The following is a 20641-nucleotide window of genomic DNA, read 5'->3' on the forward strand; positions in this document are numbered from 1 at the left end:
TAGTCCAAGTTTTTGATTTATAATCCAACTTTTTGTTTTATAGTCCAAGTTTTTGATTTATAAGCCACTTTTTCATTATATAGTCCATTTGGGGTCATATAAATGCCATTTGACAAAATATGATGGGAAAATTTAGAGTTTCAGCTTTTCATAAATTGGGAATGTGAAAAAAAGGAAGTATACTAGAGCGAATGTTGTGTGAAAACGTGGAATTCCGTGTATTGAGATGGGAGAAAAGTTACAGATTTTGGAGTAGGAGCTTGCTATCTAGATAAAACATAAACCATAACACCTATTCTAAACAAGTTGGCAAATTGGTAAAATTAAACTAACTGTTTATAAATGAACGTGGGTGGTGATTGCGAAATGAAAATTTTAGAAGTAGAATCGCTTCATATGGAACTTCAGTCCATGCTTGAAAAGTTGGAGTTGCAGAAGGAAGCAGTGGAAAAGATACATAATGATGTCATGGGGATAGTTGGTCTGGAAGATGCCTTGAAGGGGCAAGGTGGACAGGCAATTCGAGCATTTTATCAGGACTGCCATATTCCATTTTTGACCTACTATCTATCCGTGCTTGATGAATTCAAGAACACGTTAAATGGAATGAAAAGTGCTCTCCAGTCGGTTGAACCATCAAGTTCAGGCTATATTAATGAAAGCTTTTTGCAAAACGATTTGCCGCGCGCACTGGATAATGCAAGGCGAATGACAACAGATTTAGCAAATGAAACAAATCAGGTTCTCTATTCTGTAAGCGACATTGTTTCCTTGCCAAACTTAAGGGAAGATGGTTTTGTCGATCAGGTCCGGGTGGCCGAAAAGGATGTTGATCAAACGCTCGAGAAACTGCATGTATTTGATCAGGAGCAAACCAGGAAACTAGATGCTGTTTCAGAGAGTAGCCAGGTTGCATCCGGTTATATTGAGCAGATTAATTCCATGTTCACTGCGAAAAAAATCAGCATTAGCGGGTACGAATCGGGTTCGTTGCTGGAGAAGTTGGCGAATGAAGCGGTGGGGGCTGGGGTGAATGCACCTGGTAGTGCTTCGGGTACGGCGCTGAATGGGAATTCGATTAGCGAACGTGCACTGAATTTATTGTTGTCGCATGAAAGTAATATGAGTGCGGATGGACCGGGTACGGAAGGTGAGTCTAAAAGCCTTTTCCATGCCATTAAGGATGGCGCCTTTGATTCCTTCGCTCCTCTTGCGGTGTTAGTGGCAGCGCATAAGTCTAATCTTCTTCGTATTGAATACACCAAGAAGAAGAATCATTATACGTTTAAGTATAATAGGAAGGTTTTGCACTTTCTTAAAGGGAAAATTGGGCCTGAATGGACAAGGAAGCTCATTCAAAAGTTTAATAGAACATCGAAAAGCTATAGAAATATAGAGAAAACACTAAAAGCTCAAAAGGCGAGTGTTTTAAAGCGCAAGGAATTTAAGGATCCTAGAACTGCGAGTCAGAAGGTAAAGGGCGGTGTTTGGAAGTTAGCAACGCAAAACCGGTCTCTCCATGAAAATGTTAAAAATAAGATAGTTAAACACTCCTCACGAGAAATGGTCATTCCAAAGGAAGCCTTTAAGAAAGTGGCGGCAAAGGCCTCAGGTGTCGGAGCTGCAATAGTTGGCACCTACTCTGCGGTTACTAGTATAAGCGACAGGTGGAGCGAAGGAGACGGCTTGCAAGGTAAGGAAAAATATAATGTACGCGGACGAGTGGTTGCAGAAGAGGTTAACAAAGTAGCAGGTAATGTAACTGGCGCAGCTGTCGGGGCTTACGCTGGGGCAGCAATTGGAGGTCTACTTTCTGGTCCGTTTGCACCATTTGGAGCTGCAGCAGGAGCTGTAATCGGTAGTGCCATAGGGGCCACAGTCGGCGAATGGGCCTCAAAGTACACTAATAAATGGGCAAGTGATGCTGGTGCTGCCGTTGGCGAAAAAATTCATGATGTTAAGGAAAAAGCCAAAGATGCACTGGATGGAGCAAAAAATGCACTAAGTGATGCAAAAGATTCATTGTTCGGTTGGATGGGTTAAACTAATTATAAAAATATAAAAAGGTAGTGTTAAGGGATGCTAGATACGTAATGGGAGTTATTGCAACTATTTTTGGGATACTAGGAACATTTTTATTATTTAATTTCCTTTTTGCCCTCTTATATACACTTAGCAAAAAAGCAGGAAACGGCTTTTATCGCTGGATTACTCATGACCTTGAGTTCCTGATGATCCTATCTGCTCCTCTATTTGGGTTGACTCAGTTAATTGCCAGCAGCACATATGGGCGATTTAATTGGTTTGTAGCAAGGGTGCTACTATTCTTATACGCCATTTTAGTATTTGTTTTAGCAATTGTTTGCTTTATAGCATTTGGGCATTTTGCGGATATGCAGTGATTGAGTATACAAAGTTAGTCTTTAAGGGTGTTAGAAGATAATGCAAATTCTTGCGGTTTCTTTTGGTTCTCTGGGGGCATTTATATTATTAAATTTTATCTTTGCTCTCTTATATATACTAAGTAGATCAGCAGGAAATGGATTATACCGTTGGATTACTTTTAGTTTAGATTTTTTGGTGGTTTCCTTTGCCCCGTTATTTGGGTTAACTCAATGGGCGGCTAATAGTTTATATGAGCGATATAATTGGTTTGTGGCAAGAGTTTTCATGGTTTTTTATGCCATATTTATATTAATTCTTTCATTACTTTGCTTTAGCATGTTTGGTTATTTTACAGATCGGATGTAATTAAAGTTTAGATATTTTGAAAAATTAATAGCTGATAGCAAAAATTCATAAAGGTAGCGTTGTGGGGTGATTAAAAACCAGTGGAACTAATTGGAACTATCTTATTTGCCCTCGCTGCATTTTTATTATTTAATGTCCTGTTTGCCCTCTTATATATACTTAGCAAATCTGCAGGAATTGGCTTTTATCGATGGATTACTCATGACGGCCTTCTGGATATCTTATCTTTTCCTATAATAGGTTTGACTCAATGGGCGGCAAGCAGTATATATGAGCGGTATAATTGGTTTATTGCCAGAGTGCTATTAATCTTATACACAATATTAATATTTATGTTATCAATCGTTAGCTTTATAGTGTTTGGTTATTTAGAGGATATTAGGTAATTGAGTTTGGATTCGTTAAATGAAAACTATTCAACGAGCCTGAAAAAGAAAGGAGTTACTCATATGACGTATACTCTAACTGCGGAAGAATACATATTATCGCTTTTATTGCTTGATGGGGCGGAAGTGGCAGCTTCAATCAAGGATGAGGTGTTCGGTGATATTTCCGATCAACTATTGGAGTGTCGGCTGGATAGTGCGACAAGCGGCCTGATCTCCAAAGGGTTATTGTTGGTGGACGGTAGTCAAGAAAAGGTGGATGAACAGTTCCAGAACTTTTTGATGGGCCTGACAAAGGTTAAACGTATTATTCGCTGTCAAATTGCTACTGATGAAGGTGCCAGTACGGTGTCGTTATTTTGTGATAAGGATTTTACTGTTCAACAATCATTGTATGATAATCGTGTCTTCAAGTTGTTTGGTGAGTCGGATGAGCAGAAACTGGGCAGGTTGATGGACCTGAGTTTTAATCGAGTGGAAGGTCAGGCATTTTCTGTGAAGGAGCCACAGTTTGAAAAGGTTGTGGACAAATTGTTGGCTGGTAGGGAGCTTACTGCAGAAGAGTCCAGTTTGTTTGATCCGCATTTTTTAGACGTGCTTGTGGCGAAGAAAGGCAAGTTGAATTCGTTGTATGATTATCGTCTTGGGGAGCAGGTAGCCATTGGTGCCCTGTTGTATATTAGTAGTGGGGAGCAGACATGGTTTATCGAAAACAATGAGGATAATTTGATCATTGCACCGTTTTCGTTTGGGGATTTGTTTGAATAATGAGTTTTAGGGACAGGTACGCCGACCCGGTTGGGGGCTGGCGTGTCTGTCTCTATCACTAAGTGCGACTCCGTAGATTTTTAGGCGGGGTCGTTTTTTGTTGGTTTTTGTCGCTTCGCTTGTATTGGGGGGAGTTTGGACAGTAAAGTGGGGTTAACGGACAGTATTTTCATTTTTGCGACAGTATTGTGGTGATTTCCGACAGTAAAGGGGTGTGTTTGGACAGTAAGTGGAATCAGACGGTATAAGCTGAGATGAAAAATTGCAAGAAGCCCCCAATCTACATCTAAAGTCGCACCTCCGCCATCACAAAGCAGTACTTGAACTTCCTTCCTTTGCTGAATGTTGCCAAATTCTTCTTCCTTTATGATAAAAGTATCAAAGATGAAGAGGGAGATCAGCAATGAACAGTTTATATAAAGATAGCAGGTTTCAGTATATCATTTTAGCAAATGTGGCCTCAGCTATTGGGAGCGGGATCACCATGATCGCAATTCCGTGGCTGTTGGTGACGAGCGATAATGGCAATGAAGTGTTTGGTTATGTGGCAATTTGTATGACTATCATCAATTTTATCTTGACGCCGTACTTAGGGTATTTGATTGATAAAATTTCTAGGAAGAGAATGCTTGTAAGCAGTAAGGTGGTCAGTCTCCTTGCATTGGCTTTATTTTCGGGAGCCGGTTTTCTTGGAGTGGATTATGAGCTGTGGCACTACATTGTCATCTTCATGATTGGCAGCTTGTACTACACCATTTTCTATCCGACGATGTTTGCTTTAAATCAGGAGTTGTTTTCTAAAGATCAATTTAAGGTATTGAACGGAACAATGGAGGTGCAGGGGCAGTTATCAAGCATGCTGGCTGGAGCGATTGCGAGTGTACTTCTTTTAAAGTGGGACCTTCATTACATTTTGCTTTTGGATGTGTGTACGTACGCGCTTGCGATTTACTTTTTTGTGAAGATTCCTTATGTGAGGAAGCGTGCAGGGGGAGGAGTTTCCGAGGGTTCAAAGAGAAGCGCATTTGCGGCCATTGATTTTATGAAAAGGGAGCCAGCGATGTTCCTGTTTTTGATGGCCTCGACCTTGCCGTTCATTGGGGTGATGCTCACAAACTATCTTTTTCCTGTTTACTTGGCGGATGTGTTGAAAGTGGAGGGGGATATTTATGGCATTCAGGGGATGGTGTATGGTTTGGGTGCCGTATTAGCTGGGATTTTCGTTCCGGTTGCGGCGCGGAAGTTTGGAGATGAAAAGCTAGTTGCAGCGACGATGGTACTTTTTACGGTGGCGATTTCGGTCATGGTGTATCTACCTGTTGGCGGCTATCTGTTCATGATGCTGTTGATCGCGCTTGGTAACGGTGGGGCAAGGGTTGCGCGGAATGCCTTCATGATGGAGCGGATTCCGAATGAGATTATAGGTAGGGTCGATGGCTTGCTGAGGGCAGTGGGGCTGTTGTTGCGGATTGTGTTGTTGGGAATGTTCACGGGGCTTGTTTCCATGGGGCAGATATTGATGTGTTTTACTATTTTGGCAGGGATTCTGGTGGTCGCTTCGAGTTTTGTGGTCGTTTTTTCGCGGAAAAGTGTTGGAATGGCTGGGCGGGAGGTCGTTAAAGTGTAAAAGGAGCCGAAATGCATGGCTCCTTTGGTTTTGATTGGGGTGGCGTGGTGATTTATCAACCAACTCTTGAATTTATCAACCACTTTTTTAGGTTTATCAACCAACTTTCAAAAATATCAACCACTTTGGGCAATTTAAATGCCATTCGGCAAATACCGACAAATATAACACCTAATTTTAATGGAACTCCCTACCACCTGGGTCGGCGTGCCTGTCCCCTCAGCCCACCCCGAAACTAGTTGTTGAACCCTTGTCCATCGATGACTTATGATAGAAAGGTAAGTAATGAAAGCATTTTATCCAATAGGAGGGGTACGATGGGGAGATTAGTTCATTTTGAAATTCATGTGGATGACATGGAGCGTGCGAAGGGGTTTTATGGAGAGGTGTTTGGTTGGTCGTTTCAAGATTGGAGCGAATATGCTGGGACGCCGTATTTCGGTGCTGTGACAGGTGACGAAGGGGAGCCTGGAATTAATGGTGCCTTGATGCAACGAAAAGGTGCTGCGCCTGAGGCCAATCAGCCTTTAAATGGATTTGCCTGCACGATGGGTGTGGAAGAGTACGATGCCACGGAAAAGTTGATCCTTGAGCATGGCGGAAAAGTGGCCGTGCCAAAATATGCGTTGCCTGGAATGGCGTGGCAAGGATATTATGTGGACACCGAAGGCAATGTATTTGGTATCCACCAGCCAGATCAGCATGCGAAATAGATAGATTGCGAGACAAGACCTGACGTGCGGGTCTTGTTTTTTCTTTATGAGCTAGAAATTTTTGAGAATCAGCGAGTTTGCTAGTTTAGGCGGGAAATTAAGGCACAAATTGATGACGAGCTCCCGGAATCGAGGAGGATATGGTCCGTTCGGGCGAATTATTTTCCGGTCACGTGATTTTATTTCCCGTTAGCCCCAATTTGTTTTCCAAACTTACCGATATATTTTCCGTTACGCCCGTTTTATTTTCCAAAGTCACCAATTTATTTTCCGTTACACCAAATTTACCTTCCATTCTTCCTAAAACAAACAAACCGGGTCACCGCACCTGTCCCCTCAGCCCACGGTTTAAAAACTCATTCAACAACCCCGCCATCTCCTTGGGCGTTTTGTTCATCCCACTCTCCAACCAATTTTTAATCATATAAATACTCCCGCTAACAAAGAATATACTTAGGTATTCAAAGGTTTCAGCGTCGACTTGTTTATGAGGAATGAAATTTTTAAGTATATATTCCTTCGCGATCATCATGCCTTTTTTTTGAAACTGCACTTCGGTGTTTTCGCTCAATAAAATCCTGCAAATGTCACTCTTAGAGGCGATGTATTCGAAGATTTTCTCGGTCATTTGGTATGCCTCGTCTTCTTTTGAGAAATTATATTGGTTAAGCGTTTTGACCATGTCTTCGGTGAATTCGTCGTCAATAGAATCGAGCAGGTCGTATTGACTGGAATAGTGGGCGTAAAAGGTGGAGCGGTTAATATCGGCTTTTGTACATATTTCTTTTATCGTAATGCTAGCTATGGATTTTTCTTTTAACAAATCTAACAAACTTTCCTTTAGCACCATGCGTGTGTATTGCTTTCTTCTATCCATTTTTTCGCTCATCTTCCTCACTGCCTTTCTTAAAAAACAACACAATAGAATGATTTGTTGTCTAACTAACATACGGAACACAACTGTTTGTTGTATACCCAACACTGTGTCTAATATAATAATAAGATGAAAAGGGGTACGACACAAGAGAGGATGAACAACGATAAATATTGCATCACGTATTATAAAACATAAAAAAGCTGTTTTAGTTGTGTTTGCGTTGGTGACCATCATCTCGACCGTGGCGCAGTTTTTTGTCTCGGTCAATTATAATATGGTAGATTATTTGCCAGATGATGCCCAGTCGACAAAGGCAATGGAGATCATGGAAAAAGAATTTACGGGCTCTGTACCGGATACGCGGGTAATGATTTCCGATGTGACGATACAGGAAGCCATTACGAATAAAGAAAAACTAGAAGCCATTGATGGAGTGGCAGAGGTAATTTGGCTCGATGATGTGGTCGACTTGAAAACGCCGCTTGAAATAGCGGATCAAGAGATGGTCGAAAGCTACTACAAGGATGGCAATGCCTTGTTTTCCATCAGCGTCCGCAGCGGGGATGAGGTAGCTATTACGGATGCTGTTTATGAATTGATTGGGGAAAATGGTGCGATTGCTGGGGAAGCAATCAATACGGCAACCTCGCAAAAAATGGCGGGGAACGAATCGATGTATGCTGCCATGCTGCTTGTGCCGATCATCATTTTCATTCTGATCATCTCCACCACCTCATGGGTGGAGCCGATTTTCTTCCTGACAGCGATTGGAGTTTCAGTGCTGATCAACTTAGGAACCAATATTTTTATTGGTGAGGTATCCTTTGTGACTCAATCGGTTGCGCCGATCCTGCAGCTTGCCGTGTCACTTGATTATGCGGTGTTCCTGCTACACAGTTTCTCCGACTATCGAAAAAAAACAAACAATCCTGAAGAGGCCATGGAGCTAGCGATGAAGAAGTCGTTCCCGGCCATCACGGCAAGTGCGGCGACAACGTTTTTCGGATTTATAGCCCTTACTTTTATGGAATTTGAGATCGGTTCTGACCTTGGGTTGAACTTGGTTAAGGGGATTGTCCTTAGTTTCATAAGTGTCATGGTGTTTTTACCAGCATTGACATTGTTCTTTTATAAATGGATGGATAAGACACAGCATAAGAGTTTTATTCCAAGCTTTGAAGGTATTGGGAACTTCGTGGTGAAGTTAAGGGTTCCAAGTTTACTAATTGTGCTTGCTCTACTTGTACCAGCGTTCCTTGCGCAGTCCAACACCTCTTTTACATATGGGTTTGGCGAACTGCCAGATCATACGAGAGCTGGAGCGGACTATAATAAAATCAATGAATCGTTTGGGGAAATCACACCGATTGTGCTCCTTGTGCCAAAGGGCGAGGTGGCAAAAGAAGAGGAGCTAGTGGAAGAGCTTGAATCCATGGATTATGTCACAAGTGTTGTGTCCTACGTGAACATGGTGGATCCTGTGATTCCTCCAGAGTATTTAGATGAAGAAGTAAGAAATGAATTCTACTCAGAAAATTATAGCCGAATAGTTATCAACACCAACCAGGCGACAGAAGGGGACATTCCGTTTGCGATTGTGGAAAATGTGGATAAAGCCGCATCCGCGTATTACGGAGATTCTGCGCTCAGCCTTGGAGAGAGTGTGACGTTGTATGATATTAAAAATACGGTGACGAAGGATAATATCTTGGTTAATGTGTTAACAGTTGTGACCATTGCCATTGTGTTACTGATTGGTTTCCGCTCGATTTCGATACCGGTTGTATTGTTACTGGCAATTCAGTCCTCTGTGTGGATTAACTTGTCGATTCCCTATTTCTCAGAAACTTCGCTCGTGTTTGTCGGATACCTAATCATCAGTACGGTGCAGTTAGCGGCTACGGTCGATTATGGAATTTTGTTTACAGAGGCTTACACGCACCACCGCAAGGAAATGTCTGCGAGAAAAGCAATCGTGAAAACATTGGACGAAAAAACCTTCTCTATTTCCATTTCAGCAGCCATTCTATCAAGTGTTGGGTTTATTTTATGGATTACGTCTTCTAACCCGATTGTCGGTTCGATTGGACTGTTGTTAGGAAGAGGGGCGCTGCTGGCGTTTATCATGGTACTATTCTTCCTGCCGGCGATGTTACTTGTGTGTGATAAATTCATCAAGAAAACGACCTATAAGTCCAATTTTAAAGAGGAGAAGTGATGATGAGAAAGAAAAAACTACTATATGTTACACTTGCCGGAATGATTTTCTTGCCTTCATTTCTTGGCAATGCGAGTGGCGTTTACGCTGAGGAACAACGGAATGTCCGCACTAAGGAAGAGGTTGTCTATGCCACGCTGAAAGCCAATGGTGACCTTGGACCGATCTATGTCGTGAATACTCTTGAGGTTGCGAAAGCTGGGGAAATCCTAGATTTCGGTGATTATAAAACGGTTAAAAATTTAACGGATATGACAGAGCTTAAGCAAGACGGTGAGCGTGTGGTGGCCGATGTGGAACAGGAAGGGAAGTTCTACTACCAAGGGGACTTGGAAGAAGGAACGGAACTGCCTTGGGATGTGACGGTTACGTACCTTTTAGATGGACGTGAGATAGATCCTGCTGAGCTTGCAGGGGAAAGCGGACATGTAGAGATACAAGTTGAGACAGCGGCCAACAACAACGTTGCATCTGTCTTTTATGAAAATTACTTGCTGCAAGTTTCCCTGACTATGCCGAATACGTATCAGAATATCGAAGCACCCTCTGGTGGCATGCAGGCGAATGTCGGGAAAAATAAACAGATTACCTTTACCGTGATGCCTGGAAAAGAAGAGCAGCTACGAGTGGAGGCAGATGTGGAAAACTTTGAATTTAATGGTGTCGAGATTGCCGCAGTCCCATCCAGCCTTCCGATTGATACAACCGGAACGGAAGGGATGACCGATGATATGGTGGAGCTGTCTGATGCCATCGGGCAATTGAATGATGGTGTTGGCCAGTTGCAGGACGGTGTTTCGGAGTTGAATGGCGGTGCCGGGAAGCTTCGAGATGGTTCTGCACAATATAAAAATGGCATCAATCAGCTGAATGGATCCTCATCTGAGTTGGTTGGAGCATCTGCATCGATAAAAGAAGCGCTAGAAACGATTAACCGTGAGCTTTCCGGTGGTGCGGCTGAGGCTGATTTGAGCAGTTTGACTGAGTTACCTGCAGGTTTGCGTGAGCTTGCGAAAGGTTTGAATGATACGGCAGATGGCCTCGGGAAATTGCAGGAAAACTACGGAGCGGCTTATGCTGCACTAGATGGTGCGATTACTGAGATTCCTGCGGGGGACCTTACTGAAGAAGAGATTGCTGCATTATATGAAAGCGGGGCAGACCCTGCCGTTGTGGATAAGTTGGCAGCTAACTATGCCGCTGCGCAAAAAGTGAAAGGTACTTATGCACAGGTTAGGGAAGCATTTGCGGCAGTGGAGCCATCCTTGAAGCAAGTCGATGGAGCAGTAAGAGGGATAAGTGGCACGTTGACGACAATTGCGGATGAGCTATCGGCTTCACTAGAGGAAACAGATTTGAGCGGGTTGGCAGAGCTGACAAAAGGATTGGAAACGTTGGCAGCCAACTATAATCAGTTCCACTCAGGGCTTGTAAGTTACACGAATGGTGTTGGCGAGCTATCCACATCCTATTCACAACTTCACACAGGCTTGATTGGTTTGACAGATGGTACGAGTGAATTGTCTACAGGTGTGGATGAGTTGTCTGAAGGAACAGAGGAATTGTACGCTGAAACCAAAGACCTTCCTGCGAAAATGCAAGCCGAGATCGACAAGATGAGTCAAGAATACGATAAATCGGACTTCAAACCAGTGTCGTTTGTATCTGAAGAAAATGAGAAAGTAACTTCTGTTCAGTTTGTTATTAAAACGGAAGCTATCAAGATGGAAGAGAAGAAGACGAAGGAAGCGGAGCCGGAGAAGAAGAAGGGGTTCTGGACTTTGTTGAAAGAGTTGTTTAAGTAATAAAATGAGGGAGGTTTCTACAAGTACACAGTAGGAACCTCCCTTTTATTTCAGAACTAAACTTCACTTGTTTCGACTATATCTTTCCGTCTATAAACACTTAAGATAATCCCTAAAACGGCAGAATAAAATAGTAGTGTGGTTCCGCCATAACTGATGAATGGTAAAGAGACACCTATTATTGGTGCAAAACCTAACCCCATAAGAATATTCCATATAGCTGGGACCACGATTAAGGTAACTCCTCCTACTACTAGTACCCTTCCATAAGAGTCTTTTGTCTTGCTTGCATTACGTTAAATTTTCCATATGAACACTATTAATAACATACAAAGAAATATTCCAAATGCCCAACCGAATGAGTGAACAAGATAGGGGAAAGCGAAATCTGTATGGGCGTCCGGAAGGGATTGAATGGCATTGTTCCCATTTAGTCCATTTCCGAACCAGCCTGCGTCAGCAAGGAATTCCTTGATTAAGATGTACATATAACCCGTTCCATTTGGATCTTGTTCAGGAGAAAGAAAAGTAAACAATCTATCACTTAACAGGCTGCCACGGGAGCTTATTAGAATCGGCACGATGATAAAAAGACACGTTGATAATTTTGCTGTGATTAAGTTGATCTTGGTTTTTTTTCGGATAGATGAAAAAATAAACATTGTTAACACACAAGAGAAATAGATGATACTATAAGGAAAGTATGGAAGCATCATGAAAAGTAGAAATGGCACCCAAAATAGACCAAACATCATTCCTTGTCTCCACCCGTTAAACATGTCAGATTTAGTGAAAATACCAGACCAAGCCAGGAAAAACAAAAGCATAGATATGGTAGCCGCATCCACCGTAAATCCGCCAAAAGAAACCCATCTCTTGACTCCGGCTGATGAAACGCCGAATACAAGAAGGTATAAAAGCAAAAGCACGCCACTACTATAAAAAAATGACCACCAATTTTTCAGTTTTCTATAATCAAAAAATAGAAAAGAAATCAGGACCATTGTTCCCAGGCTGAACCAGATTGCCTGCTTCTCCAAAAATATAGAGCCGGGTGCATTCCCCATTAAGGGGAGAAAGCTTATTGCTCCTATAATGGTAAACAGAATAATGAGCATCCAGTCCATTCTAGGTTTATGAAGCTTATTTAATTTCTCCCCGATTGAATAAGGATTTCCCATTTCTTGAACGGCTTTTTCCTCTGCTTTTTCTTTGGAATCCTCACGATTCTGGAATGACTGGCTTAGTTCTAGGAGGTGATGATGGAGCTCTTTTTTTATCATGCTGTGAGCATCTTTGGATTTTACTTTTGATATTACTTTTGTTAAAAATTCATCAAAAATGGGCGAACTCATAAGGATGCCTCCTCTAGTAAGTCCTTTAATAAAAACGGTTGTTTGGCGTAACCTTTTTTAGTGTCGGCTGCCAAGTACTTTCGACCTTTTGCGGTTAGTGCATAATACTTTTTATCCTCTCTCCACATCGAAACCAGAACTTCTTTATTTTCTAAAAAATGTAAAAGTGTATAAAGTTGTCCTTCATTGTGTAAAAAGCTTTGTTCTTCTTTTTGGAAAAGCTGTGTGGAAATCTCAAAACCATGTTTGGCCTCTATTTGTAGAGATTTCAAAATTGAAAGGATGGTCTCTTCGCTAAATGAATGAAGAGAAGAGGAAGAACGCTTTGCCTGTATCGCTTCGTTCACTCTAGTTTTCCTTTCGTCCGTAAAAGAGAGATCCTTGAAAACATTCTTCTTCATAGATTTTTTTAAATTTAGAAATGGATCGTTCATCCTTTATACCTCCTCTACCATGTATGCTTTTAAAATTTCCCTTGCACGTTTCAGTCTTGTTTTTAATGTATTGACATTTACTGAAGTAATAGCGCTTATTTCATTCAAATGGAGCTCCTCATAGTAATGAAGGATCACCACTTCACGGAATTGTATCGGTAATTCCATTACTGCATTGGTAAGGCTGGCTTCTTCACTTTTAGCTATTACCTCCACCTCGACATCTTTTGCTTTGGAAGGTATATAGTTCAATATTTTCTCATTGAGTAATAGCTTTCGATAATGCCAGCTTTTTAGATAATCTTTGCAATGGTTGCTCGCAACGCGGTAGAGCCAAGTTTTAATGGAAGACTGGTGATTGAATTGCTCCAACTTCTCATAGCACTTAATAAAAATCTCTTGTGTTAAATCCTCCGCTATCGTCTGGTTCTTTACATATGTAAAAACAAGATGGAGAACCGCGTCCCCGTTCTCATTCATTAGCTCTTGGATAAGTTGTTCCTTATCTATCACATTTTCCTTAGAAACAACTACATGTTCTAGCTCGTTCATGTAGACATCCCTCCTTTCTCCATTTTAGACGATGCATCCACTGTTTGGGTTTGGAAAAAAATAAAAAGTTTCATCGTGAAGCAAATTAAAAGAGCCAATCCGACTTAAGGATTGGCTCTTCTTTGCCTTATAACACTCGATCAATGATCTTTTCAAACTCGTCACTCACAGATCTTCTATCATTCAATATCTGTTCATTCTTAAACGTGACGCTGCCTCTGTTTTTATCCAAGTTCAACTTATCCACAACCGAGGAAAGTGGATTTCTCCGCAGTTTATCCACATCAAACAGTACTGTCGTTTCCACATCGCCTTGGAAAATATAAACTTCAATCTCTTCTAATCTCTTAAAATATTTTCCGAATGTAGGGACGAATTCGTACTGTTGGCCGAATACTTTTTCTGATTTTAGATTAAAGGGAAGCTTCTGGCTTTCCATTTGGCGGAACTTTAACCCGAGAACTCTCAGTGCGTCGAGGATTTGCTCATGCACTTTGGTTGGTTCGATGGTGATGTAATCCTTATCTCTTGGATCGATGGCGTTTTTCACATCCGCTTCTGTCGCAATCCAAACGGGAGGAATGTTCTTGCCAGTTTCAGGATCTTGCATGGTAATAGGTGTATCCAAAGGAATCCGGAAAGAGAATGGAATTTCCTTTCGTTCGCCTGCATGAATAGTAAACGAATCATTTAGTTTGTGCGTATGTATGACCGTGTTGGTGAGGCGGCTGCTCCCTTCATGACCGTAAAGTGTCATCAGTTTTAAATGAATGGCATCAATCTTTTGATTGGAGTTTCCACCGAGAATCTCAACCATTCCATCCAATACTTCTCCTTGCATAAAATAGTTCTTCTTTAGCTTCGTATCCACTTTTGCCGAGCCGATCCCGACACTTGTAATTAATTTTGTAAACAATGACATCGCTATTCCTCCTTCAATCGTCTACTAATTAGTACGAAAAGGAGTGGGAAAAGTTTCTTTAATAGAATTAGTAATTTGTGGTATTTTACAATCAAAGTACTTCGGTGTAAAAATTACTTTGACACACACAGTAATATGTTGTAAATTATAACCAGGAGGTGATTGGATGTGGAAAACAAAATCTCGACTGATTTAATACGGGGTCATACGGATACGATTATTCTGAATGTGCTTCGCCAAGGGGACAGTTATGGTTATCAGATTTATAAGACCATTATTGAATTAAGTAAAAATCAGTATGAACTGAAAGAAGCAACACTTTATACAGCTTTTCGTCGTCTGGAGAAGGAAGGATCTATTGCTTCTTATTGGGGAGACGAAACCCAGGGTGGCCGCCGCAAGTACTACCGGATAACGGAAGACGGTGAGACGCGCTACGAGCAATACAAGAAAGAATGGAAGTTTGCAAAAGAGATACTTAATTACCTGATAGAGGGAGGAATCGAAAATGATGAGAAATAATGTGGACAAAAAAGTTCAGGCACATGTGGATGGTCTTTTCTCCGGTGTTGGGGAAAGTCAGCAATTATATGATCTTAAAGAAGAGCTAGCAACTAATCTGAAAGAGAAAATCGCGGACTACAAGAAGGCCGGGATGGATGAGTCGGCTGCATTCAAGGAAGCGGTTAGTTCCATGGGAGACCTTAGCGGACTTGTTGATGATATGCGTGAAGTCGGGCAGAACAAAGCGAAGCAGGCGGTGTACTCTTCCATGACAGCGCGAATCTCCGCGGCCGGTTTGATCACTGGGATATTGCTTATCTTGTTCGGTGTATTAACATCTGCCATGTTGTATTTTATGGATATGGACTTGGAGGCTGTGACAGGTACTGCGATTTTCGTCGTGTTTGGGATTGCCATCATTACGTATAGCGGATTAACGAGAGAGAGCAGTAAGAAATATGCGATGAATAGGGTTCGGGCGATTTTGTATGCAGTGGCAATCGGGTTGGTCGCATTTAGTCTGTTTGTCGCCTTTACAACAGGTTTTGCGACTGGTGAGGTGTACATTGCGATTAGTTCTTTCATGATTTTTTTCTTAGTGGGAATTGGTTTATGGCTAGGACTTATATTTACAGGGACCGATCGAAGAAAGATGGTGGCGTGATAGTGATATCGCAAGGAATTTGGCCAAAAGAAAACCACCTTCTGCTTCGGTAAAAGAAAAAGGTGGCATTCGTACTTAGTTAAATTGTTGAGAGAGGTGTTGGCGCACTTCTCTCTTTTTTATTATACACCAGAGTGTTACGCAGCTACATCCCCTTTTACCTGCAAAAGGTTAGCCTGCTTCAGACGTCTTCTTACTGTAATCCCAATCCAACTTGCCAAGAATGCTTTAATGAGACCTACCACAATGAAAGGATAAACACCGAATTTCAATGCATCGGCCCATGTCATATCCATCACAAATTTTAACTGAACCGTTCCCATCACAAGTGTAATAATCATTCCGACGGTATTGGCAAACATTGCCCACTTTAAAGTGAAAGATGTTTTTTCTAATATGTAGCCGGTGAAGAATGCAGCTAGGATAAAGCCGAATATGTATCCTCCGGTTGGACCGACAAGGACCCCAGCTCCACCCTTCATTTCAGCAAACACGGGCAAGCCGACCGCTCCAAGCAGGACGTAACAGACCATTGACATAGCCCCATATCTGCTTCCGAGAATGGTTGCCGCAAGTCCCACCGCAAGTGTTTGCCCGCTGATTGGCACAAGAGGCAATGGGATTTCCATTTGTGCGAGCACTGCTGTGATCGCGGCGAACATAGCGCATAAAATTAGCCATCTTAGTTTTTCGTTTTTTGTGGTCATCTGTTGTTCCTCCATCATTGTTAACTTATTTATTATTTAAGTTTACATAAAATTTTAGAAATTGAAAAGGCTTTTTTTAGCTCCTTGTTTTGCCACTACTCCTACAGGGAACACAAAACGATAACCTATTTTTACAGGAGGAATTCAAATGGCTAAAACAATATTTATTACAGGAGCGGGAACTGGACTTGGAAGAGGTGCTGCGGTAGGACTTGCCAAGAAAGGACATAGAGTCATCGCTACAACGGAACTGACATCTCAGAAAACCGATTTATTGCGGGAAGTGGAGAATCAAGGGCTGGATATGGAAGTTTTCAAGCTCGATATTACGAACCCTTTGGATTTGGAACAGATGGAGAAATACGATTTTGATGTGTTTGTGGCAAATGCCGCAATCAATGAAGGAGGGCCGCTTGGGGAAGTGCCGATGGAAAGATTCCGTGCCCTTTTTGAGATCAATGTTTTCGCGACCCTTGAAACGGCGCAGATTGCTGCAAGGAAACTGGTGAAAAGGGGAAGCGGAAAGATCGTCTTCATGAGTTCGATGGCTGGCATTTCAGCGACACCTTATGTGGGTCCTTACACGGCAACCAAGCATGCATTGGAAGGAATTGCGCAGACGATGAAATCGGAGCTAGAAGAGTTCGGTGTGAAAGTGGCGACCATCAATCCGGGGCCATACGCAACTGGCTTCAATAAACGAGCTGCCGAGGAAAAGTGGAAATGGTTTGATGAAGAAAAGCATTTCACAAGAAAAGCAGACATGATCGAGCAGGAAGAGCAGTTAAAGGAGTTCGACCCTGAAGACATGATTGAAAAGATGGTGGAAATCATTCCAGCTGATGACCATAAGTTCCGCACTGTTTATCCTGAGGAGACGGAGAAACAGCTGAAAGAGACGGAGCAAGAGCGTTGGGATATGAGGATTTGAGTGGAAAGTATAGAACCGGGGACCTTCCTTTATGGGATGGTTTCTGGTTTTTTGTTGTTTGAATGGTGGTGTTTATGAAGACAAGAGTGAGGTAGAAATAGGAGGAAAGATGTCTTCATTCGAGTGATGAAGACGTGAGTGAGGTGAAATTAGGAGGAGAGAAGTCTTCATTCGAGGTATGAAGACATGAGTGAGGTAGAAATAGGAGGAGAGATGTCTTCATTCGAGTGATGAAGACGTGAGTGAGGTGGAAATAGGAGGAGAGATGTCTTCATTCGAGGTATGAAGACGTGAGTGAGGTGGAAATAGGAGGAACGATGTCTACATTTGAGGTAAGAAGACGTGAGTGCTGGAGAAATGAAAGCAATAAGGTCATCATCTGCCTATGCTCAACACTCCATCAAAGAAATTCATCCAAGCTGCCCCCAACGCAGCAATTAGCTATGGTAAAATAATCCTAAAAACTAGTTACTAAAAGAGAAAAGTTAAAACCATTACATATTTCAGATAATGAAGATAAAATCATTGAAACAAATCTGGAATGAAGTGAAGATACTATAAGGAATGGTTCTTCTGCTTCTATCTATGAGGCAGGAAGCCATTCTTTTATTTTTAAAATTATTTCAAAACTTTTTTGCAGTTCGCCCGTCTATACAGTGTCAAAAAAACGAGGGGGAAAAATTGGTGTCAATCTATAAAGAAAATGAGATAGAGGAGTGGTATAGCCAATATCATCAGACTATCTTCAAATATATTATTCTCATGGTCAAGGACAGTCAGCAGGCGGAGGATTTGACGCAAGAGACTTTTTTAAGGGCTTATAAGCATCATCATACATATAAGAGGGATTCTTCACCTAAGACTTGGCTCTTTAGGATTGCCCATAACACCACAGTCGATCACCTTCGAAAAATGAAACCAATAAGGTTATTTCAGCATGTCTTTCAAAAAGAGCAGTCCGCTTCATCTGAGGATATTGTCATTTTAAAAGAGAACTCACGTGAACTTTATGAGGCACTTAACAATCTAAAGGTTAGCTATAAGCAAGTAATCATCCTTAGAAAGATTAAAGGATTTTCTATCCTGGAGACAGCTCACATCTTGGACTGGTCCGAAAGTAAAGTGAAGTCTACTTTGTTTCGGGCAATGCAGACCTTGGAGAAGAAAATGAAGGGGGAGGTAAATTATGATGAGAAGCAAGTCAGAAGGTGATTCCCGTTTGGAGCAATCATTGAAGAGGTTGGAGTATGATTTGGAGTGGAATCAGGAGCGTGCCGGTTTGGTAAGAGAGCGAATTGGGGGCAATATAAAAACTATTAAAAAAAGGCAGGTTGCATTAAAGTTTCTTATAGCTGTTGCAACATTGTTACTGATGGTAAGTATTCCGATTATCGTGATTGAAACACAGGAAGTTGTTGTCAAAGAGGAAAATCTTTATCAAGCAGCTCCAAATACAGAGAAGAATGTCGATGATAAAAGTATCGAATTTGATTCGGAATATCATGTGTTCCCGATGAATGCAGAAGACTATATTGATGCCATCATTGGGGAGCCATTAATTTCGGAGGAAAGTCTCTTTGGTGTATACTCCTATCAGCTTGGAAATCCGATTCATATTTCTATTTATGAAAATGAGCATTTCACGGAGATGCTATTACCATACGAAATAATTCCGTCAGCATCTTATGAATCTATAGACATTCTAGTCGGTGATCACCCGGCGGTATTGACTATTTCAAAAGAAGAATATGGGGGAGTAAATCTTGAAGTAGTAAGTGGAAAGTATGTCTATGTCTTTTTAACCTATTTACAATTTAAAGATATTACAGACAAAGAAGCAGAGCAGGTGAAAAAGGATATAGTCGAACTTGCAAAGCTAGTCAAATATAAATAAACCAATAAAAGGTCCATCTACTTTCTAGTGTAAACTAGAGTTGGAGATGGAATTTTTATTTTTAAAAACTGTAACCAAAGAACAATCCTCACGTCCTTAAAGTAAGCAAATTTGCGATAGCTATAGAGAGATAGGTGAAATAAATGGGGGGAGAATGGTCAATTCGGAAGCTGAATGATTGGTATGAGCGTTATAGTGATGAGGTTTTTCGTTATGTTCTGATGATGACCGGTGATCCAGAGATGGCGAAGGACTTGACGCATGATACGTATATCAAGGCTTATCAAGCAATAGATCGTTATAAAGGGGAAACGAGTGAAAGGAATTGGCTGTATCGGATTGCGCGGAATGCGACAATAGATGAGTTTCGAAAGAGGAAGCCTTTTCGATATGTGGCGGATTCTTTTGCCGCTACTGCGATGCTTTCGGCGACGGAATATCTACCAGAACAGGTAGCGCAGCAAGGGGAATATGAAGCGTACCTGTATCGTGCCTTGCAGCAATTGAAAAGGTCTTATCGGGAGGTCATTATTTTACGAAAAATAAAGGATTTGACGGTGAGGGAGACAGCGGAAATCTTGGATTGGAATGAAAGTAAGGTGAAGACGACTTTGCATAGAGCGTTGGAGGCATTGAAAAAACAGATGCTGAAGGAGGGGTATAACCGTGACGCATGAGAAAGATGAGAATCGCTTGGATCGGACGTTGAAAGGGTACCAAGAGATCAGGATGGATGAGGAAGGGAAGAGAGAACTCCATGAAAAAGTGATGGGTTCAGTTAGGCAACCAGAGAAAAGACAACAAAGGAGATGGGATATGAGGCCGGTATTTTCGTTTATGTTGGCTGGGTTTTTGTTGGTGGTTGGTGGGTATTTTCTTGCGAATGAGTTGATTTTTTCCGAAGATAAGGATACAAGTTTGACGGTGGAGGAACAGAATGAAGACGTTGTTGAAAAAGGAAATGGAGGAATAACTCCGTACACTAGTTTAGAAAAAGCGGCATCTGCTAAACTGGGGACAGAGGTTAAGATTCCGTTTCATGCTGATGTTCCTTTACAGACTGCTTTTATCATTAATGACGGGTATATTTTGGATGATGAGGAGTTTATCGGTGATCCGGTAGTGGCAGCGTTTGTGTATAGTACTCTTGAATCGGGTGAAGAGGAAGAGAAGTCAGAGGAGCTTAATAAGTTAAAGTTATCGCCGGGGACTGATTTGATTTATGGGGAGTTTTTGATAAATGATAAGCACATGATTGGGCTGAACATTTTGAATGGAGAAACTACCCATATTGATAGAATTAATCGCAACCTTATTGGTGAAGAGAAAAATATTGCCGGAAAAACGGTTTACTATAGTCATAGAAAAGATTCTATCCCAGAATCATTCAGAATAAGTTTCCTTGTGAACGAAGATGTGTATGCATTTTATTTTAATGCGGAAAGAGTGTCGGAGAGTTATGCGTATGCTTTTGTGGAGAAGTCGTTAAAGCAGATGGAAGAGTAAGAGTAATATAGAGAGGGGTTCTTTCGC

Annotated in this window: 21 protein-coding genes and 1 pseudogene; 16 read left to right on the plus strand and 6 right to left on the minus strand. The window is 41.6% G+C overall.

Going from position 1 to position 20641, the window contains the following annotated elements:
• The first annotated feature begins 366 nt into the window (after positions 1-366).
• The 6 genes from B4U37_RS03680 (at position 367) to B4U37_RS03715 (ending at position 6245) form a co-directional block, all read left to right on the plus strand.
• Positions 367-2043: a ribonuclease YeeF family protein gene (locus tag B4U37_RS03680; protein ID WP_198317078.1), complete on the plus strand. Its 1677-nt coding sequence runs from the start codon at positions 367-369 to the stop codon at positions 2041-2043.
• Between the two features lie 50 nt (positions 2044-2093).
• A complete protein-coding gene (locus B4U37_RS03685) occupies positions 2094-2402 on the plus strand; it encodes a hypothetical protein (RefSeq protein ID WP_088017130.1) in 309 nt (102 codons plus the stop codon).
• Between the two features lie 40 nt (positions 2403-2442).
• On the plus strand, positions 2443-2751 hold the full coding sequence (locus B4U37_RS03690) for a hypothetical protein (protein WP_088017131.1): 309 nt from the start codon (positions 2443-2445) through the stop codon (positions 2749-2751).
• A 449-nt stretch (positions 2752-3200) separates the two neighbouring features.
• Positions 3201-3905, plus strand: a complete 705-nt coding sequence (locus B4U37_RS03700; RefSeq protein WP_088017133.1) for a hypothetical protein — start codon at positions 3201-3203, stop codon at positions 3903-3905.
• A gap of 403 nt (positions 3906-4308) precedes the next feature.
• Positions 4309-5532: an MFS transporter gene (locus B4U37_RS03710; RefSeq protein ID WP_088017135.1), complete on the plus strand. Its 1224-nt coding sequence runs from the start codon at positions 4309-4311 to the stop codon at positions 5530-5532.
• A gap of 317 nt (positions 5533-5849) precedes the next feature.
• A complete protein-coding gene (locus B4U37_RS03715; RefSeq protein WP_088017136.1) occupies positions 5850-6245 on the plus strand; it encodes a VOC family protein in 396 nt (131 codons plus the stop codon).
• Between the two features lie 319 nt (positions 6246-6564).
• Here B4U37_RS03715 and B4U37_RS03720 read toward each other — a convergent pair whose 3' ends face one another.
• On the minus strand, positions 6565-7122 hold the full coding sequence (locus tag B4U37_RS03720) for a TetR/AcrR family transcriptional regulator (protein WP_342746490.1): 558 nt from the start codon (positions 7120-7122) through the stop codon (positions 6565-6567).
• Between the two features lie 274 nt (positions 7123-7396).
• On the opposite strand from B4U37_RS03720, the gene B4U37_RS03725 reads away from it, so the two are divergent.
• Together B4U37_RS03725 and B4U37_RS03730 are read left to right on the plus strand one after the other, a co-directional pair.
• Entirely contained in the window at positions 7397-9340 is a 1944-nt protein-coding gene (locus tag B4U37_RS03725; RefSeq protein WP_245840083.1) for an efflux RND transporter permease subunit, read from the plus strand.
• Positions 9340-11145 carry a hypothetical protein gene (locus B4U37_RS03730; RefSeq protein ID WP_088017139.1) on the plus strand — a complete coding sequence of 602 codons (1806 nt, stop codon included), beginning with the start codon at positions 9340-9342 and terminating at the stop codon, positions 11143-11145. Before B4U37_RS03725 ends, B4U37_RS03730 begins: the two co-directional genes overlap by 1 nt.
• Positions 11146-11201: 56 nt before the next feature.
• Here the strand turns inward: B4U37_RS03730 and B4U37_RS03735 are convergent.
• The 4 genes and pseudogenes from B4U37_RS03735 to B4U37_RS03750 form a co-directional block, all read right to left on the minus strand.
• Positions 11202-12500: pseudogene (locus tag B4U37_RS03735) on the minus strand (FtsW/RodA/SpoVE family cell cycle protein).
• Positions 12497-12934: a PadR family transcriptional regulator gene (locus B4U37_RS03740; RefSeq protein ID WP_088017140.1), complete on the minus strand. Its 438-nt coding sequence runs from the start codon at positions 12932-12934 to the stop codon at positions 12497-12499. The pseudogene B4U37_RS03735 and the gene B4U37_RS03740 overlap by 4 nt, the downstream one beginning before the upstream one ends.
• Positions 12935-12937: 3 nt before the next feature.
• The gene (locus B4U37_RS03745) at positions 12938-13486 is read right to left on the minus strand and encodes a sigma-70 family RNA polymerase sigma factor (RefSeq protein WP_088017141.1); all 549 of its coding nucleotides are present in this window, start codon (positions 13484-13486) and stop codon (positions 12938-12940) included.
• A gap of 127 nt (positions 13487-13613) precedes the next feature.
• Positions 13614-14408, minus strand: a complete 795-nt coding sequence (locus B4U37_RS03750; protein WP_088017142.1) for a sporulation protein — start codon at positions 14406-14408, stop codon at positions 13614-13616.
• A gap of 168 nt (positions 14409-14576) precedes the next feature.
• Here B4U37_RS03750 and B4U37_RS03755 point away from each other — a divergent pair, with 168 nt between their 5' ends.
• Positions 14577-14930: a PadR family transcriptional regulator gene (locus B4U37_RS03755; protein ID WP_010199323.1), complete on the plus strand. Its 354-nt coding sequence runs from the start codon at positions 14577-14579 to the stop codon at positions 14928-14930.
• Positions 14917-15576, plus strand: coding sequence for a permease prefix domain 1-containing protein (locus B4U37_RS03760; protein ID WP_198317079.1), 660 nt, complete (start codon positions 14917-14919; stop codon positions 15574-15576). The genes B4U37_RS03755 and B4U37_RS03760 overlap by 14 nt, the downstream gene beginning before the upstream one ends.
• A 137-nt stretch (positions 15577-15713) precedes the next feature.
• Here the strand turns inward: B4U37_RS03760 and B4U37_RS03765 are convergent, their stop codons facing one another.
• A complete protein-coding gene (locus tag B4U37_RS03765) occupies positions 15714-16283 on the minus strand; it encodes a biotin transporter BioY (RefSeq protein WP_088017143.1) in 570 nt (189 codons plus the stop codon).
• 148 nt (positions 16284-16431) lie between these two features.
• On the opposite strand from B4U37_RS03765, the gene B4U37_RS03770 reads away from it, so the two are divergent.
• The 6 genes from B4U37_RS03770 to B4U37_RS03790 all read left to right on the plus strand — a co-directional run bounded on the left by B4U37_RS03770 (position 16432) and on the right by B4U37_RS03790 (position 20614).
• Positions 16432-17214, plus strand: coding sequence for an SDR family oxidoreductase (locus tag B4U37_RS03770; RefSeq protein ID WP_088017144.1), 783 nt, complete (start codon positions 16432-16434; stop codon positions 17212-17214).
• A gap of 290 nt (positions 17215-17504) precedes the next feature.
• Complete coding sequence (locus B4U37_RS21815) at positions 17505-17669, plus strand: hypothetical protein (RefSeq protein ID WP_157663702.1); 165 nt, start codon at positions 17505-17507, stop codon at positions 17667-17669.
• A 229-nt stretch (positions 17670-17898) separates the two neighbouring features.
• On the plus strand, positions 17899-18426 hold the full coding sequence (locus B4U37_RS03775) for an RNA polymerase sigma factor (protein WP_088017145.1): 528 nt from the start codon (positions 17899-17901) through the stop codon (positions 18424-18426).
• Complete coding sequence (locus tag B4U37_RS03780; protein WP_088017146.1) at positions 18401-19108, plus strand: hypothetical protein; 708 nt, start codon at positions 18401-18403, stop codon at positions 19106-19108. Before B4U37_RS03775 ends, B4U37_RS03780 begins: the two co-directional genes overlap by 26 nt.
• A gap of 143 nt (positions 19109-19251) precedes the next feature.
• A complete protein-coding gene (locus B4U37_RS03785) occupies positions 19252-19785 on the plus strand; it encodes an RNA polymerase sigma factor (RefSeq protein ID WP_088017147.1) in 534 nt (177 codons plus the stop codon).
• The gene (locus B4U37_RS03790) at positions 19775-20614 is read left to right on the plus strand and encodes a hypothetical protein (protein WP_088017148.1); all 840 of its coding nucleotides are present in this window, start codon (positions 19775-19777) and stop codon (positions 20612-20614) included. Before B4U37_RS03785 ends, B4U37_RS03790 begins: the two co-directional genes overlap by 11 nt.
• The last annotated feature ends 27 nt before the right edge of the window (positions 20615-20641 follow it).

Source organism: Sutcliffiella horikoshii (assembly GCF_002157855.1).
In the GTDB taxonomy this organism is placed as follows: Bacteria; Bacillota; Bacilli; order Bacillales; family Bacillaceae_I; genus Sutcliffiella_A; species Sutcliffiella_A horikoshii_C.

Excerpts from the sequence above, each read along its gene's own strand:
- B4U37_RS03680 (WP_198317078.1), top strand. The coding sequence starts at position 367 with ATGAAAATTTTAGAAGTAGAATCGCTTCATATGGAACTTCAGTCCATG.
- B4U37_RS03685 (WP_088017130.1), top strand. The coding sequence starts at position 2,094 with ATGGGAGTTATTGCAACTATTTTTGGGATACTAGGAACATTTTTATTA.
- B4U37_RS03690 (WP_088017131.1), top strand. The coding sequence starts at position 2,443 with ATGCAAATTCTTGCGGTTTCTTTTGGTTCTCTGGGGGCATTTATATTA.
- B4U37_RS03700 (WP_088017133.1), top strand. The coding sequence starts at position 3,201 with ATGACGTATACTCTAACTGCGGAAGAATACATATTATCGCTTTTATTG.
- B4U37_RS03710 (WP_088017135.1), top strand. The coding sequence starts at position 4,309 with ATGAACAGTTTATATAAAGATAGCAGGTTTCAGTATATCATTTTAGCA.
- B4U37_RS03715 (WP_088017136.1), top strand. The coding sequence starts at position 5,850 with ATGGGGAGATTAGTTCATTTTGAAATTCATGTGGATGACATGGAGCGT.
- B4U37_RS03720 (WP_342746490.1), bottom strand. The coding sequence starts at position 7,122 with ATGGATAGAAGAAAGCAATACACACGCATGGTGCTAAAGGAAAGTTTG.
- B4U37_RS03725 (WP_245840083.1), top strand. The coding sequence starts at position 7,397 with ATGGTAGATTATTTGCCAGATGATGCCCAGTCGACAAAGGCAATGGAG.
- B4U37_RS03730 (WP_088017139.1), top strand. The coding sequence starts at position 9,340 with ATGATGAGAAAGAAAAAACTACTATATGTTACACTTGCCGGAATGATT.
- B4U37_RS03740 (WP_088017140.1), bottom strand. The coding sequence starts at position 12,934 with ATGAACGATCCATTTCTAAATTTAAAAAAATCTATGAAGAAGAATGTT.
- B4U37_RS03745 (WP_088017141.1), bottom strand. The coding sequence starts at position 13,486 with ATGAACGAGCTAGAACATGTAGTTGTTTCTAAGGAAAATGTGATAGAT.
- B4U37_RS03750 (WP_088017142.1), bottom strand. The coding sequence starts at position 14,408 with ATGTCATTGTTTACAAAATTAATTACAAGTGTCGGGATCGGCTCGGCA.
- B4U37_RS03760 (WP_198317079.1), top strand. The coding sequence starts at position 14,917 with ATGATGAGAAATAATGTGGACAAAAAAGTTCAGGCACATGTGGATGGT.
- B4U37_RS03765 (WP_088017143.1), bottom strand. The coding sequence starts at position 16,283 with ATGACCACAAAAAACGAAAAACTAAGATGGCTAATTTTATGCGCTATG.
- B4U37_RS03770 (WP_088017144.1), top strand. The coding sequence starts at position 16,432 with ATGGCTAAAACAATATTTATTACAGGAGCGGGAACTGGACTTGGAAGA.
- B4U37_RS03780 (WP_088017146.1), top strand. The coding sequence starts at position 18,401 with ATGATGAGAAGCAAGTCAGAAGGTGATTCCCGTTTGGAGCAATCATTG.
- B4U37_RS03785 (WP_088017147.1), top strand. The coding sequence starts at position 19,252 with ATGGGGGGAGAATGGTCAATTCGGAAGCTGAATGATTGGTATGAGCGT.